Below are 14180 nucleotides of genomic sequence, written 5' to 3'. Positions count from 1 at the left end.
ATGGGGGGCACGCAGCCGGGCGTCACGGCCCGGTCACGTGCCGGCATCATCCGCGCAAGAAAAGCAATCGGAGCCGGCGAAAATGACCAAAGCCTCGGACCTGTTCATCCAGTGCCTAGAAGAGGAGGGCGTCGAATATATCTTCGGCGTGCCCGGCGAGGAGAATCTGGACATGCTGGATTCGCTCTCGCGATCCAGGCAGATCAAGCTCATCCTCACCCGCCACGAGCAGGGCGCCGGCTTCATGGCCGCGACCTATGGCCGTCACACGGGGAAAACCGGCGTGTGCATGGCGACGCTCGGGCCCGGCGCGACCAACTTCGTGACGGCGGCGGCCTATGCGCAGCTCGGCGGCATGCCGATCCTGATGGTGACCGGCCAGAAGCCGATCAAGAAATCGAAGCAGGGCCGGTTCCAGATTCTCGACGTCGTCGCGATGATGGGCCCGATCACCAAATATACCCATCAGCTCGCCTCGGCCGACAATATCCCGAGCCGCGTCCGCGAGGCCTTCCGCCTCGCCGAGGAGGAGAAGCCGGGCGCGACGCATCTCGAATTTCCCGAGGACGTCGCCGACGAGAAGACCGATTCCACGCCGATCAAGCCGAGCCTCGCCCGGCGCCCCTCGGCCGAGCCCAAGGCGGTGCGCGCGGCGGTGAAGCGGCTGGAGGATGCCAAGGCGCCGGTGCTGGTGATCGGCGCGGGCGCGAACCGCAAGATGACCGGCCGGATGCTGCTCCAGTTCATCGAGAAGACCGGCATCCCCTTCCTCACCACCCAGCTCGGCAAGGGCGTGATCGACGAGCATCACCCGCTCTTCCTCGGCTGCGCGGCACTGTCATCCGGCGACTTCGTCCACAAGGCGATCGAGGCGTCGGACCTCATCGTCAACATCGGGCACGACGTGATCGAGAAGCCGCCCTTCTTCATGAGGAACGGCGGCACCGAGGTGATCCACATCTCGACCCGTTCGGCCGAGGTCGATCCGGTCTATTTCCCGCAGATCGAGGTGATCGGCGACATCGCCAACGCGATCTGGCAGATGAAGGAGGACATCGTCCCCTCAGGCCGGTGGAATTTCGACAAGATGCTGAAGGCCCGCAAGGCCGAGGTCGAGCACACCGCCGCGATGTGCGACGACATGCGCTTTCCGCTCTTCCCGGCCTGCCTCGTCAAGCAGGTGCGCGAGGCGATGCCGTCGGACGGCATCATCTGCCTCGACAACGGCGTCTACAAGATCTGGTTCGCCCGCAACTATGCGGCGCGCCAGCCGAACACGGTGCTGCTCGACAATGCGCTGGCGACGATGGGCGCGGGCCTGCCGAGCGCGATGGCCTCGGCGATGGTTTATCCCGACCGCAAGGTGATGGCGATCTGTGGCGACGGCGGCTTCATGATGAACAGCCAGGAGATGGAGACGGCGGTCCGCCTGAAGCTCAACATCACCGTGCTGATCCTGAACGACAGCTCTTACGGCATGATCCGCTGGAAGCAGGCGAACATGGGCTTCGAGGACTGGGGACTGGAGTTCGGCAATCCCGACTTCGTGAAATATGCCGAAAGCTACGGCGCGTTCGGCCATCGCGTGGAGAGCGCCGAGCAGCTGCCCGGGCTCTTGAAGCACACGCTGGACACCCCCGGCGTCCACCTGATCGATTGCCCGGTGGACTATTCGGACAATGACCGCATCCTCAACAACGAGATCAGGGAACTGAGCGCGAAATTGTAGGGCTCGTCATCCCGGCGAAGGCCGGGATCCCGGGACCAGAATGTACAGCCCGTCTCCACGAGACCCCAGCCTTCGCTGGAGTGACGGTCGGAAAGAAGCCATGGTGAAGCTCAAGGACGTCTACCCGCTCTACCTCAACAACAAGGCGGAGCAGCCGAACACAGACCTGGAGGTGACCGACAAGTTCACCGGCGAGGTCGCGTTCCGCTGCGCGCAAGCGGACGCGAAGACGATCGACGCGGGCATCCAGGGCGCGGTCGAGGCGGCCGAGCCGATGGCGCGGATGGCAAGCTATGAGCGCCAGGCGGTGCTCCAGCATTGCGTCGACCGCTTCAAGAAGCGGTTCGACGAGCTCGCCTATGCGCTCTGCGTCGAGGCCGGCAAGCCGATCAAGGATTCGGAAGGGGAGGTGACCCGCCTCATCGACACCTTCCGCATCGCCGCCGAGGAATCGGTGCGGATGACGGGCGAGGTCCAGCCGCTCGACATCAGCCCGCGGGCGAAAGGCTATCAGGGCATCTGGAAGCGGGTGCCGATCGGACCCTGTTCGCTGATCTCGCCGTTCAACTTCCCGCTCAATCTCGCCGCCCACAAGATCGCCCCGGCGATCGCGGTCGGCTGCCCGTTCGTGATGAAGCCGGCGAGCCGGACGCCGCTGGGCGCTCTCATCATGGGCGAGGTGCTGGCCGAGACCGACCTGCCCAAGGGCGCCTTCTCGATCCTCCCGGCGCACCGCGAGGGCGCGGACCTGTTTACCGAGGATGAGCGGCTGAAACTGCTCTCCTTCACCGGCTCGCCGGGGGTGGGCTGGGACCTCAAGGCCAAGGCGGGCAAGAAGAAGGTCGTGCTGGAACTGGGCGGCAACGCCGCGGTCATCATCGACAGGGACGCCGACCTCGCCGATGCGCTGGAGCGGACGATCTTCGGCGCCTTCTACCAGTCCGGCCAGTCCTGCATCGGCGTCCAGCGCATCCTCATCCACGCCGACGTCTACGACCGGTTCCGCGACATGCTGGTCGCCAAGACGAAGACGCTCGTCGCCGGCGACCCCAAGGACCGCAACGTCTTCATCGGCCCGATGATCTCGGAAGGCGAGGCGAAGCGCCTCGATTCGTGGATTCAGGAGGCGGTGGGGAAGGGCGCCACCCTGCTGTGCGGCGGCAAGCGCGAGGGCGCGATGCTCGAGGCGACCCTGCTGGAGAATGTCGATCCGGCGACCAAGATCAATGTCGAGGAGGCGTTCGGCCCGGTCGCGTTCCTGATCAAATTCTCATCGTTCGACGAGGCGCTCGACATCGTCAACGACAGCAAGTTCGGCCTTCAGGCCGGCATCTTCACCCGCGATCTCTTCCAGATGTTCGACGCCTGGGATCGGCTCGACGTCGGCGGCGTCGTGATCAACGACGTGCCAAGCTACCGCGTCGACAACATGCCCTATGGTGGGGTGAAGGACAGCGGTCTCGGCCGCGAAGGCGTGCGCTTCGCGATGGAGGACATGACGGAAATCCGTAATCTGGTGATCCGGCGGACCTAAGTCGTTTGGTATATCCCATTGACATATCCCGGCGCCAGGACTAGGTTGCGCCTATGACGCGTACGAGGCTTTTCCGCTCGAACCGCTCTCAGGCGGTGCGCCTGCCGAAGGATGTCGCCTTTCCGCCGGAGGTGACGGAAGTCGTTGTGCTGCGTCAGGGCAAACGACGGATCATTGTGCCTGCCAACAGCACATGGGATGATTTCTTCGATGCGCCCGGCATCGACCTGCCGGAGCGCGATCAGCCGGAAGCTCAGGAGCGCGCGCCGCTCTGATGCTGCGTTTCATGCTGGATACGAATCTGTGCATTCGGTTGCTCCGCGATCGGCCAGCCGGTTTGCGACCGCGCTTCAGCGCTGAGGCCGACAGTTTGTGCATTTCCAGCATCATTCTCATGGAGCTGCTCTACGGCGCCGAACGATCGGCACGACCGCAGCACCATCGCGCCGAAGTTGAGCAATTCGCCGGCCGATTGCAGGTGCTCCCATTCGATGCCGAGGCCGCGGACCATGCCGCCCAGATACGGGCGGAACTGGCGCGCGTTGGACAACCGATCGGCTCCTACGACTTGCTGATAGCAGGCCATGCGAGAAGCCGAGGCTTGACGGTCGTAACCGGCAATCTGGGCGAGTTTTCTCGCGTCGAAGGGCTACGCGCGGAAGACTGGCTGACGCCGCCTTCTAAATAGCTCGTCAGCTTTCTGTAGTCTGCGCTCCGCTCGCCTCTATGATCGTCCGGTTGCTCGCCCTGAGCTTCGCCTTGAGCGCCGTCGCGAAGGCGTGCTCGACGGCGCGGCGGATGTCCTCGTTCGCCTCGACATAGGGCCTCAGATCGTCGGCGGGTGCGCACCAGAAGCGGGCCGGGCCGCTCAGCGTCACCGTCGCGCTGGCCGCCTCGCCGGACAGCACCGAAAGCTCCCCGACCAGGTCGCCCGCGCGGCACATGCCGACGCGACGGCCGCCGCTCGTCACCAGCGCCTCGCCCTCGGCGAGATAGTAGAGCCGCTCGACCGGCTCGCCTTCGCGGGTCAGCACGTCGCCTTCCTTGCCGGAGAGCCACAGGCCCTGATCCATCAAATGGCGGGCCTGGCTGTTCGACAGGCCCTCGACCAGGCTGTCGAGCAGCGCCTTCTCCTCGGCGGAAAAGCGGATGTTCCGCCCGGCGAGCGCATTGCGCAGCAGGAGGAAGAGCGCCACGGCCAACAGGATCCCCATCCAAGCGGCCGTGATCGTGTCGTGGGTCCACAGCAGCGCGCGTAGCAAGCCGGCCGCGGCTGCCAGCGCGATCAACAGGCGCAGGGTGAACGGCCGTTGGGCCAGCACGGCCAGCACGATCAGCGCCAGGCTGGCGTGGAGCAGAAGCGATTCAGGCGACAGCATCCGGCTCCCCGGCCTCCTTTTCCGCCGCTCTATGCGCCAATCCGGCCGGCGCGAAAAGAGGGGCAGCCGGGCGTTGCATCGCGTCGCGTGTTGCCCCACTATGACAGCATTCTCAAGGCCGGCGCCGCATCGGGTCCGCCGGCGTCAATCGACGATGGAGAGATAGAGTGAAGGCAGTTCTTCTGGCGAGCGCGGCCCTGATGGCGGTTGGCGCGAGTGCGGTGTTTGCGCAAGGGACGACGGGCGGCGGCGCGCCGGCCAGCACGACGGCGCCGGTGCCGGGCAATGTCCTGCTCGCCGACTGGACCGGGCCGTCGGACGGCGTGCCGCCGTTCGATCGGGTACGGCCAGAGCTGTTCCCCGAAGCCTTCCAGTTCGCGATCGACGAGCAGCGGCGCGAGGTCGCGGCGATCACCGCCAGCCGCGAGGCGCCGACCTTCGCCAACACGATCGAGGCGATGGAGCGGGCCGGGCGGCGGCTCGGCCGGGTCGGCGCGGTGTTCGGCGTGATGAGCAGCAACATGTCCAACCCCGAATACCAAGCGGCGCAGCGCGAATGGGGGCCGCGGCTCGCGGCCGCCTCGGATGCGATCATCCTCAATCCCGAGCTCTTCCAGCGGGTGCGCGCGGTCTACGAGGCGCGCGAGCGGTCCGGCCTCGATGCCCAGCAGCAGCGGGTGGTGACCCGCTATTATGAGCAGTTCACCCGCCGCGGCGCGAATCTGAACCCCGAGCAGAAGCAGCAGCTCTCCGCCTACAATCAGGAGCTGGCGCGCCTGTTCGCCCAGTTCAGCGAGAAGCTGCTCGCCGACGAGCAGACCTTTGTCACTGCGGGCGAGACGGATATGGCGGGCGTTCCTGCCGACGTGCGCAATGCCGCCGCTGCGGCGGCACGCGAGCGCAATCTGCCGGCCGGCCAGTTCGCGATCGTCAACACGCGCTCGGCGGTCGATCCGGTGCTGACCTTCGCCGACAACCGGTCCTTGCGCGAGCGCGTCTGGCGGGCCTTCGTCAACCGCGGCGACAACGGCAATGCCAACGACACCAACGAGACGATCCGCCAGATCGTCCGCGTCCGCGCCCAGCGCGCCCGCCTCCTCGGATTTCCCAGCCACGCCCACTGGCGGATGCAGGACACGATGGCCGGCACGCCCGAGCGCGGGCAGGAGCTGATGATGCGGGTCTGGCCGGCCGCGGTTGCGCGGGTGCGCGAGGAGGTTGCCGAGCAGCAGGCGATCGCGCGGGCCGCGGGCCAAGACATCACGATCGAGCCCTGGGACTATCGCTATTACATGGAGAAGGTCCGCCAGCAGCGGTACAATCTCTCCCAGGACGAGATTAAGCCCTATTTCCAGCTCGACCGGATGATCGAGGGCATGTTCTACATGGCCGACCAGCTCTACGGCTTCCAGTTTCAGGAGAATACGGGCCAGGTGCCGGTCTGGCATCCCGACATCCGCACCTGGCGGGTCACCGACCGGGAGGGCAATGACGTCGGTATCTTCTACGGCGACATGTTCGCGCGCACCGGCAAGCGCTCGGGCGCCTGGGCGACGACCTATCGCAGCCGCTCGGGCCTGCTCGGCGACCGGCTCGTGCTCGGCTCGAACAACAACAATTTCACCAAGCCGGGCGCGGGCGAGCCGGTGCTGATCAGCGTCGACGACGCGACCACCCTGTTCCACGAGTTTGGCCACGCCATCCACTTCTTCCTGTCGAACACGCGCTATCCCAATCTCGCGCGCACGCCGCAGGACTTCGTCGAATATCCGAGCCAGGTGCACGAGAACTGGCTGCTGACCCCGGAGATCCTCAGCCGCTTCGCCCGCCACTACCAGACCGGCGAGGTGATGCCGCAGGCACTGGTCGACCGGATCGTCGCCGCCCGCCAGTTCAACCAGGGTTTCGAGACGGTGGAATATCTGTCGTCCGCGCTGGTCGACATGGCGTTGCACGTGCGGCCGGACGGCGAGGTCGATCCCGATGCGTTCGAGCGCGAGACGCTCGCGGCGATCGGCATGCCGCGCGAGATCGTGATGCGCCACCGTCTGCCGCAGTTCGGCCATCTCTTCTCGTCGGACGCCTATTCGGCCGGCTATTATTCCTACCTCTGGTCGGAGACGATGGACGCCGACACCTGGGCGGCGTTCGGGGAGGCCGGCAATGTCTGGGATCCGGCGACGGCGCGCCGCTTCGCCGAGACACTGCTGTCGACCGGCAACGAGACCGATCGCGCCGAAGCCTATCGCGCCTTCCGCGGCCGGGACCCGGACGTGAATGCGCTGCTCAGGAAGCGCGGATTCCCGACGGGGGAGTAGCGGGAGAGCGGGCGCGATCCCGTCTTTCAGCATTCGGGGCTACTCGGCGACGGTCATGTCGGATCGACTTGCGCTGTCGCAAATGTATCAATATATCATCTCAATCTACTGCGTCTCCGGGGGAGAAGCCGATTGCTCGAAGCGCCTATTCTGGCAAGCGGCCTGTTTGCCGTTTCGACTGCGGCGGCGGCACAGGATCGCTATCTCGACGAGATCGTCGTCACCGCAGCGGGAATCGACCCAGAGCGGCTGGACGCGCCGGCGCCCGTCGCCTCGGGCCTGGGCCTCACCGCGCTCGAAACCCCCGCCTCGCTGGACGTGGTCGACCTCGCCGACCAGGCGCGGCGCGGCGCGAGGACCCTCGCCGAGGCCACGCGTGGCGTGACCGGCCTCACCTTCACGACCCGGGCCGGTGCGCCCGGCGTGTTCGCGTCGCGCGGCTTCACCGAGAACGCGCTGGTTACGCTCTACGACGGCCTGCGCGTCCAGTCCGCGACGATCAGCGCCCGACCCTACGATCCGTTCAACTTCGAGCGGATCGAGGTGTTGCGCGGGCCCGCCTCGCTCGTTTACGGCGAGGGCGCGACGGCAGGCGCGGTCAACTATGTCCGCCGCAAGCCGCGCCTGGGTCCGCTCCAGGTCGAGGGGCTGGCCGAGATCGGCGAGCAGGACCGGCTCCATGCCGGCCTGGCGCTGGCCGGCGGGATCACGGAGACGATCGGCGTCAGCCTGTCGGGCAGCTATCAGGATTACGGCTCCTTTATCGAAAGCACCGACACCGAGACGGGCCATGTCGTCGCTTCGCTCGGCGGCCAGATCGGGCCGGAAACCGGCTTTCTCGTCGAAGCCGACTATCTGACCACCCGCACCGACGACCCCTATTTCGGCAGTCCGGTGATCGCGGGGCGGATCGACGCGCGCGTCTTCCGGAGGAACTACAACCAGTCGCCGGACAACCGGATGGCCGACGACGTGCTGTGGCTGCGCGCCCTCGTCACCCATACGTTCAGCGATGTCCTGGACTATCGCGGCCAGGCCTATTTCTACGAAGCGGACCGCGACTGGCGCGTTTTCTATGCTTTCTCCTACGTTCCCGGTACGCCCGAGCAGATCGAGGCGCGCAACGTCGAGACCTTGGCCTACGACCACGGCCTTTGGGGCACGCGCCATGACCTCAAACTCACCGCCGATCTCGGCCGCGTCGAGAGCCGCACGGTGCTGAGCTTCGATCATAGCGACACCGATTTCTCCAGCCCCCGCCGCGACGGTGCGCCGTCGACTGGCGTACCGCGTCCGCGCTTCGACGTCGACGCGCCGCAGCCGGCGCCGTTCCTCCAGGGGCCGCGCCTGCGCCAGCGCGAGGCCGACATCGCGCAGACCGGCGTCTCGCTGGAGCAGCGGCTGGCGCTCGGGCGGCTGTCCTTCATCGGCGGGGTGCGGGTCACCTGGATCGACGGCACGATCGCGCGGCCCGAGGCGATCCCCGCCGTCGCGCCGTTCGACGTGCGCTACAATCCGATCGACTGGCGCACCGCGCTCGTCTTTCAGCCGACGCCGCACTCGTCGCTCTATGCCACCGTCACCAGTGGCGCCGAGCCGGTCGAATCGCTGCTGCTCCTGCCGCTCGCCCAGGCCGACTTCCGGCTCTCCAAATCCACGGGCTACGAGATCGGCTACAAGTTGGAGGCCGGCGGTTTCGAGCTGACCGCAGCCGGCTACATCCTCAACAAGGACCGGCTTCCCAGCGTCAATCCGGCCGACCCCAACCTGCCGCCACAGGTCGGCGAGCAGCGCGCCAAGGGCTTCGAGCTGTCGGGCCGGTATCGCGGTCGCATCGTCTCGCTGGGCGCCAACCTGGCCTATGTCGACGCCGAGTTCCGCGAGTTCAACGATTTCGGCGCCTTCCGCGACGGCGTGCGCCCGGCCAACGTGCCGGAATGGGTGATGAACGCGGAAGCGGAGATCCGCCCGATCGAGCCTGTCTCGATCGGGGCGTTCCTCCAACATGTCTCCAGCCGCCCGAGCAGCAATGCCAATACCTTGTTCCTCCCCGGCTACACGACGGTCGACGCCTTCGTGGAATGGCGCGTGTCGCCGCGGGTGCGGCTGATCGGCCGTGCCGTCAACCTGCTCGACGAACGCTATGTCGAATGGGCGACGCAGACCTTCGGCCAGAACAATCTCTACTTCGGCTCGCCGCGCCGCTTCGAGACGTCGGTCGGCTTCCGCTTCTAGGGGACATGCCGATGCGAACCCTCCTCGTCGCGCTTGCGGTTTCGATGTCGGTCGCCCAGCCCGCAGCGGCCCAGACTTTCATTGATGCGGAGCGGGACGGGCTCGTTGCGCTCGCGTCCGCGCCGCCCGCCGATAACAGCCTTGCCGGCACCGCCGACCTTGAGGCGGTGTTCATCGTTGAAGCGCTGCGCACCCCGGAGCTCGCCCGGGAAGCCGCGCTCGACGGCGACATGCCGCCGCTCGATTGGGCCCGGCGTGCCCTCGGGCCGGGCTATGATCCCGCGCGCCAGCCGGCCGCCTTCGCCCTGTTTGAGGCGGTGCGCGCGGACATGACCCGTACCGTGGATGTCATCAAGGCGCGGGGCCCTCAGCGCGCCCGTCCGCACCAGCGCGATCCGCGCGTGCGCCCGTCGCTGTCGATCGAAGGGCATGGCACCAACAGCTGGCCCAGTGGCCGCGCCGCCGCGACCCGGGTGTGGGCGGACGTGCTCGCCGATCTCTTCCCTGAACGCGCCAACTCCCTACGCGCGGCGGCCAGCCGATCCGCGCAACTCCGGGTGATCGGCGGGGTCCACTATCCGACTGATCTTATTGCGGGCTTCCGCCTCGCCGACGTTTTCCTGGAGCGTCTGCACGCCAACCCGCTCTACCAATGCCGGCTGGCTGCGGCGCGCGAGGGGCGCGTGGGAAGCAATTGCTGACCAACGCGCCGAAGCGCGTGCCGGGCGCCAATGCGTTCCTGAGGGGAAGCGCGGTGTCCCGGTAGGGAAGTAATTTCGTCGGCGTTCCCCCTACGTTGTCCCGGACTTGATCCGGGATCCATGAACACGGCTTGCGCGAACTGGGGCGCTCCGTGTTCGTGGACCCTGAAACGAGTTCAGGGTTGCGATTGAAGAACGATCAGGTGCCGCCTATTGCGCCGGCGCGCTGTCGACCAGGAGGTCGAGCTGCTCCTGACAGCCGTTGGCGATCAGCGCCTGCGCGACGCCCTGCATGTCGCCCGGCGCCGAATTCAGTTGCCGGAAGGTGATGCTGGTCGGCGCCGCGGCGTCGGACTGGCGCAGCTGATAGGGCGTGCCGGCGGTGATCGGCAGGTCGCGCGGCCAGGCCACGGTGGGGCTGCCCGCCGCCCACTGGACGGTGCGCGAGGCGCCGCCCGGGCCGGAGATCGACAGGCGGGCCGCGCGGCTCGGTTCGGCACGCCAGAGCGTCACGTCTCCGGGATTGGCCAGGCAGACCGTGCCGCTCTGCGACACGTCGACCTGCCAGATCGTGCTCGGCGATGCCGGCACGATGCCGGCGCTGCGTACCGCCCCGATGCGGGCGACGCGGCCTCCCGCATTTGTGGTGCGCTGGCCGGCCTGGGCCGCGCTCGCCGGGGTGAAGTTGCCCGGCCCGCGGAAGGTGCGGGTGCCGCGCGCGTCGAGCACGACCAGCGTGTCGCCGCTGCGCAGGGCGATCCGCGCATTGTCGGGCAGCGAGCGGCCGGCCGGGTAATTCCCCGCGGATGGGCCCGACGAGCGGACGACCAGGACGTTGGCGCTGGCCGAAGCGGCGCCGGCGACGAACAGAGCAGTGAGCGCAAGACGGCTCAACCGGACCTTATTTTGACCCCAAAACATAGTGCCCTCCCGGACCCGCTTCCCGGATCCTATAGATGAATTCGAGTAGTGCTGCATCCTGGTTATGTTCATCTGCGATTGCAGAAAGCTGAACGAGCGCCTCTGTGTCGCCGCCGTCGAACCGTTGCCAGAGCGCGACGAGCCGAGCGCGAAGATTTTCTTCCATCTTTGGAACGGGTTCCCAGACCTCGACCGGCGTCGCGCGGCCGCTGAGCACGATCCGGCCCATCGGCCGGAAGACGTCGATGGAGGCCTGATTTCGGGCTTCCGAGCTGATCAGAGCGGTGGTTTTGAGCGCCTTGTTGGCCGATTCGAGTCGCGCCGCGGTGTTCATGCCGTCACCGAGCGCCGTGTACTGGATGCGCCCCTCGCCGCCGAAATTGCCGACCACCGCCTCGCCATAATGGAGGCCGACCCGGGTGATGCCGATCGGCGGCAGGTCCTCGCCGCCTTCTTCCGAGAAGAGATTGCCCTCCTCGTACATCTCGATCGCGGCGCGGACGGCGCGGTCGGCATCGTCGGGCCGGGCGATCGGTGCCCCCCAGAAGGCGACGACGGCATCGCCGACGAACTTGTCGATCGTGCCGCCATGCTTCAGCACCACGTCGCTCATCCGGTCGAGATAGGTGTTGAGCAGGCTGGAGAGCTGTTCCGGCGTGATCGCGTGGGAGAGCTTGGTGAAGCCCTCAAGATCGGTGAACAAGGTGTAGATATGCTTCTTCTCGCCGGTGAGCGCGAGGCGGCTGGGATCGCGCATGATCTGCGCGGCAACGTCGGCAGGGAGGTATTTGCCGAGCGCCGACTGGGCGAAGCGGCGCTGCTCGGAGCCGACCGCCCGCGCCGCGGTGCCGACGCCGATGAAGGCGAGCAGCCAGCCCGCGCCCCAGCCGAAGGCCGGGAGGGTGAGCGTGTCGATGCCGCTCTGCTGGAGGTAGAAAGGGAAATAGCCGAAGAAAGCGATCTGCGCCGCCAGCGCCAGCGCGAGCTTCCAGCCGCGCGCCTCGATCAGGCTGGTCAGCGCGCCGGCCGCGACCACGCCGATCGCGGCGAGCCACAAGGCCCAGGGGCGGATCGGCGCCGGCATCCGCCCGTCGAGCATCTGGGCGAGGATCTGGGCGTGGACCTCCAGACCCTTGGTCCAGTTGCCGGTGACGCGGGTCATCGGCGTCTCGTAATTGTCGAGGTCCTGGATGTCGCCGCCGATCAGCACGTAGCGCCCGGCGATCATGTCGCGCACGCCGTCCGGGAACTGGGCGACGAACTGGATCGGGAGGTTGGTGAAGACCGGCACCTCGTCGCTCTCGGCCGTACCCGGCACGCGGAAATCGATGGCGCCGCGATACTGGCCGAACGCCGGATGACCCGGTGCCATCGCCCGGGCGAGCAGCGGCGGCAGGCCGTCGGGCTGGCCCGGCCAGCGGCGGATCACGCCGTCGGCGAGATCGGTTTCGAGCCTTATGCTCGCGGGTCGCACCGGGCCGGACGAGACCTGTCGCAGGAAATCGGTCAGGAATTCCTCCTGCCAGGGGAGGATCTGGTCGGGATTGTGCCGCGCCGAGGCGAAGGCGAGGAACGTCGGCGTCCGCATGTTGCGCATCGCCACGATCAGTTCGTCGTCCTCGGGCTGGGCCTGGTCGATCAGGATGTCGATGCCGATCGCGCGCGGGCCCATGCCGTCGATCGCCGTGAGCGCCTGCGCGAGCATCGCCCGATCGAGTGGCGAGCGCTTGCCGAGTTCGGCGAGCGTGTCGTCATTGTAGGTGACGAGAACGATGCGGTCGTCCTGCTGCAGCACCCGCTCCGCCTCGCGGTCGAAGCGCAGGTCGTACAGCGCGCGCTCGGCGTCGCTGGCGAGCGGCACCTCCCAGCCGAAGCGGGCCAGATAAATACCGGCGACGAGGAACAGCAATGTGAGCAGCAGGCGCACGGCTCCGATCTGCCGCAGGTTGCGTCTGAGCCTCTCCGTCCAGCCGCTGCCGTTTCCCGTTTCCGGCACGAGCTCCCCCTCCGCCTGCCGCAAGACTAGGCAATCCGGTTAGCGTGCGCCAGCCTTCTTCGCCTGCGCCCAGGCGAGGTCGGCGAGCGGCTCCAGCCCGGCGGCCATGCTGGCAGCGTGGGCGGAAGACGCGGTGCCCCGCGCCACCCGGCCCTTGATGCCATGGACGATGCCGGCCAGCCGGAACAGGTTGAACGCGACGTAGAAATCGAGGTGCGGAATGCCGTCGCGGCCGGTACGCCGGCAATAGGCCGCGACATAGTCCGCCTCGCCCGGGATATTCAGCGCGGCAAGGTCGAGGCCGACGAGGCCGGAACTCACACCGTAGGGCATCCGGTACATCATCAGGTGATAGCTGAAGTCGGCGAGGGGGTGGCCGAGGGTCGACAGCTCCCAGTCGAGGACGGCGATCACGCGGGGCTCGGTCGGATGGAAGATCATGTTGTCGCAACGGAAGTCGCCGTGGATCACACGCGGCTGCGGCTCGTCCGGCGGCACGTTGGCGGGCAGCCACTCGACCAGCCGGTCCATCGCGGCGACCCGTCCGGCGTCGGCATCCTCGACATATTGCTTCGACCAGCGCGCGATCTGCCGCGCGAAATAATTGCCCGGCTTGCCATAGTCGTCGAGGCCCGCCGTTTCCGGGTCGATGCTGTGGAGCGCGGCCAGCGTCGCGTTCATCGCGTCGAAGTAGAGCGGGCGGTCGGCGGCCGCGACCTCGGGGAAGTCCGGTTCCCAGTAGATCCGCCCCTCGACCATTTCCATGACGTAGAAAATGGTGCCGATCACCGTCTCGTCGAGGCAAAGGCCGTAGGTCTTGGCGACCGGAAAACCCTGCGCGCCGAGCGCGGTGATGACGCGATATTCCCGGTCCACCGCATGGGCGCCGGGCAACAGCTTGCCGGGCGGCTTGCGGCGAAGGACATAGCTGCGCGCCGGCGTCACCAGCTTGTAGGTCGGGTTGGACTGGCCGCCCTTGAATTGCTCGACCCGAAGCGGCCCGGCGAAGCCGTCCACGTGATCCGCCATCCAGGCCTCAAGGCCGGCGACATCGAACTGGTGGGCGGCCCTCACGTCGCCGGTGCCGCTGTTCTGGGTGCTGCGGTCCATTTTCCACATTCTCCTGCGTGAGACGGTTATTTCGACTGGCGGACGCCGCAATGGCAAGCCCGTCTTCCGGTGCATCGGGCCATGGTAAAAAAATCGGTAACCATGCGACATGTTTTCGCGCGGGCCGGGACTAAGGCATCGGGAAGGGGCGAACGCCGTCCCGGTCGGACCAGCTTGAGGGCGCCTTTGCTTTATTGGCGCCGGATGCTGGAGCAAGCCGCCGGCAGTTTCTTGGCCGAGCTGTCGACGTTCGCCTC

11 protein-coding genes are annotated in these 14180 nt (G+C 67.1%); 7 read left to right on the top strand and 4 right to left on the bottom strand.

Going from position 1 to position 14180, the window contains the following annotated elements; translation table 11 throughout:
* Positions 1-82 precede the first annotated feature (82 nt).
* The 4 genes from RCO27_RS03985 to vapC all read left to right on the top strand — a co-directional run bounded on the left by RCO27_RS03985 (position 83) and on the right by vapC (position 3951).
* Positions 83-1729: an acetolactate synthase large subunit gene (locus tag RCO27_RS03985; RefSeq protein ID WP_309001340.1), complete on the top strand. Its 1647-nt coding sequence runs from the start codon at positions 83-85 to the stop codon at positions 1727-1729.
* 100 nt (positions 1730-1829) lie between these two features.
* A complete protein-coding gene (locus tag RCO27_RS03980; RefSeq protein WP_309001339.1) occupies positions 1830-3263 on the top strand; it encodes an aldehyde dehydrogenase family protein in 1434 nt (477 codons plus the stop codon).
* A 95-nt stretch (positions 3264-3358) separates the two neighbouring features.
* Entirely contained in the window at positions 3359-3538 is a 180-nt protein-coding gene (gene vapB, locus RCO27_RS03975) for a type II toxin-antitoxin system VapB family antitoxin (protein WP_309001338.1), read from the top strand.
* Positions 3538-3951 carry a tRNA(fMet)-specific endonuclease VapC gene (vapC, locus tag RCO27_RS03970; protein ID WP_309001337.1) on the top strand — a complete coding sequence of 138 codons (414 nt, stop codon included), beginning with the start codon at positions 3538-3540 and terminating at the stop codon, positions 3949-3951. The genes vapB and vapC overlap by 1 nt, the downstream gene beginning before the upstream one ends.
* Before the next feature lie 4 nt (positions 3952-3955).
* Here the strand turns inward: vapC and RCO27_RS03965 are convergent, their stop codons facing one another.
* The gene (locus RCO27_RS03965) at positions 3956-4642 is read right to left on the bottom strand and encodes a cyclic nucleotide-binding domain-containing protein (protein ID WP_309001336.1); all 687 of its coding nucleotides are present in this window, start codon (positions 4640-4642) and stop codon (positions 3956-3958) included.
* A gap of 167 nt (positions 4643-4809) precedes the next feature.
* Between RCO27_RS03965 and RCO27_RS03960 the strand changes: the two genes are divergently transcribed.
* The 3 genes from RCO27_RS03960 to RCO27_RS03950 all read left to right on the top strand — a co-directional run bounded on the left by RCO27_RS03960 (position 4810) and on the right by RCO27_RS03950 (position 9896).
* Entirely contained in the window at positions 4810-6960 is a 2151-nt protein-coding gene (locus RCO27_RS03960) for a M3 family metallopeptidase (protein WP_309001335.1), read from the top strand.
* A gap of 132 nt (positions 6961-7092) precedes the next feature.
* Positions 7093-9195, top strand: a complete 2103-nt coding sequence (locus RCO27_RS03955) for a TonB-dependent receptor (protein WP_309001334.1) — start codon at positions 7093-7095, stop codon at positions 9193-9195.
* 44 nt (positions 9196-9239) lie between these two features.
* Positions 9240-9896, top strand: coding sequence for a phosphatase PAP2 family protein (locus RCO27_RS03950; RefSeq protein WP_309001333.1), 657 nt, complete (start codon positions 9240-9242; stop codon positions 9894-9896).
* Between the two features lie 210 nt (positions 9897-10106).
* Here the strand turns inward: RCO27_RS03950 and RCO27_RS03945 are convergent, their stop codons facing one another.
* The 3 genes from RCO27_RS03945 to RCO27_RS03935 are packed head-to-tail and all read right to left on the bottom strand — an operon-like array spanning position 10107 to position 13923.
* The gene (locus tag RCO27_RS03945; RefSeq protein WP_309001332.1) at positions 10107-10790 is read right to left on the bottom strand and encodes a hypothetical protein; all 684 of its coding nucleotides are present in this window, start codon (positions 10788-10790) and stop codon (positions 10107-10109) included.
* A 7-nt stretch (positions 10791-10797) separates the two neighbouring features.
* On the bottom strand, positions 10798-12813 hold the full coding sequence (locus tag RCO27_RS03940) for an adenylate/guanylate cyclase domain-containing protein (protein WP_309001331.1): 2016 nt from the start codon (positions 12811-12813) through the stop codon (positions 10798-10800).
* Positions 12814-12852: 39 nt separating this feature from the next.
* Entirely contained in the window at positions 12853-13923 is a 1071-nt protein-coding gene (locus tag RCO27_RS03935) for a phosphotransferase (RefSeq protein ID WP_309001330.1), read from the bottom strand.
* Positions 13924-14180: the final 257 nt, after the last annotated feature.

The sequence above is a fragment of the Sphingosinicella sp. LHD-64 genome, from assembly GCF_031157375.1.
Classification (GTDB): domain Bacteria; phylum Pseudomonadota; class Alphaproteobacteria; order Sphingomonadales; family Sphingomonadaceae; genus Allosphingosinicella.
The sequence above is the reverse complement of the archived record's forward strand: the minus strand, read 5'-3'. Positions and strand labels throughout refer to the sequence as shown.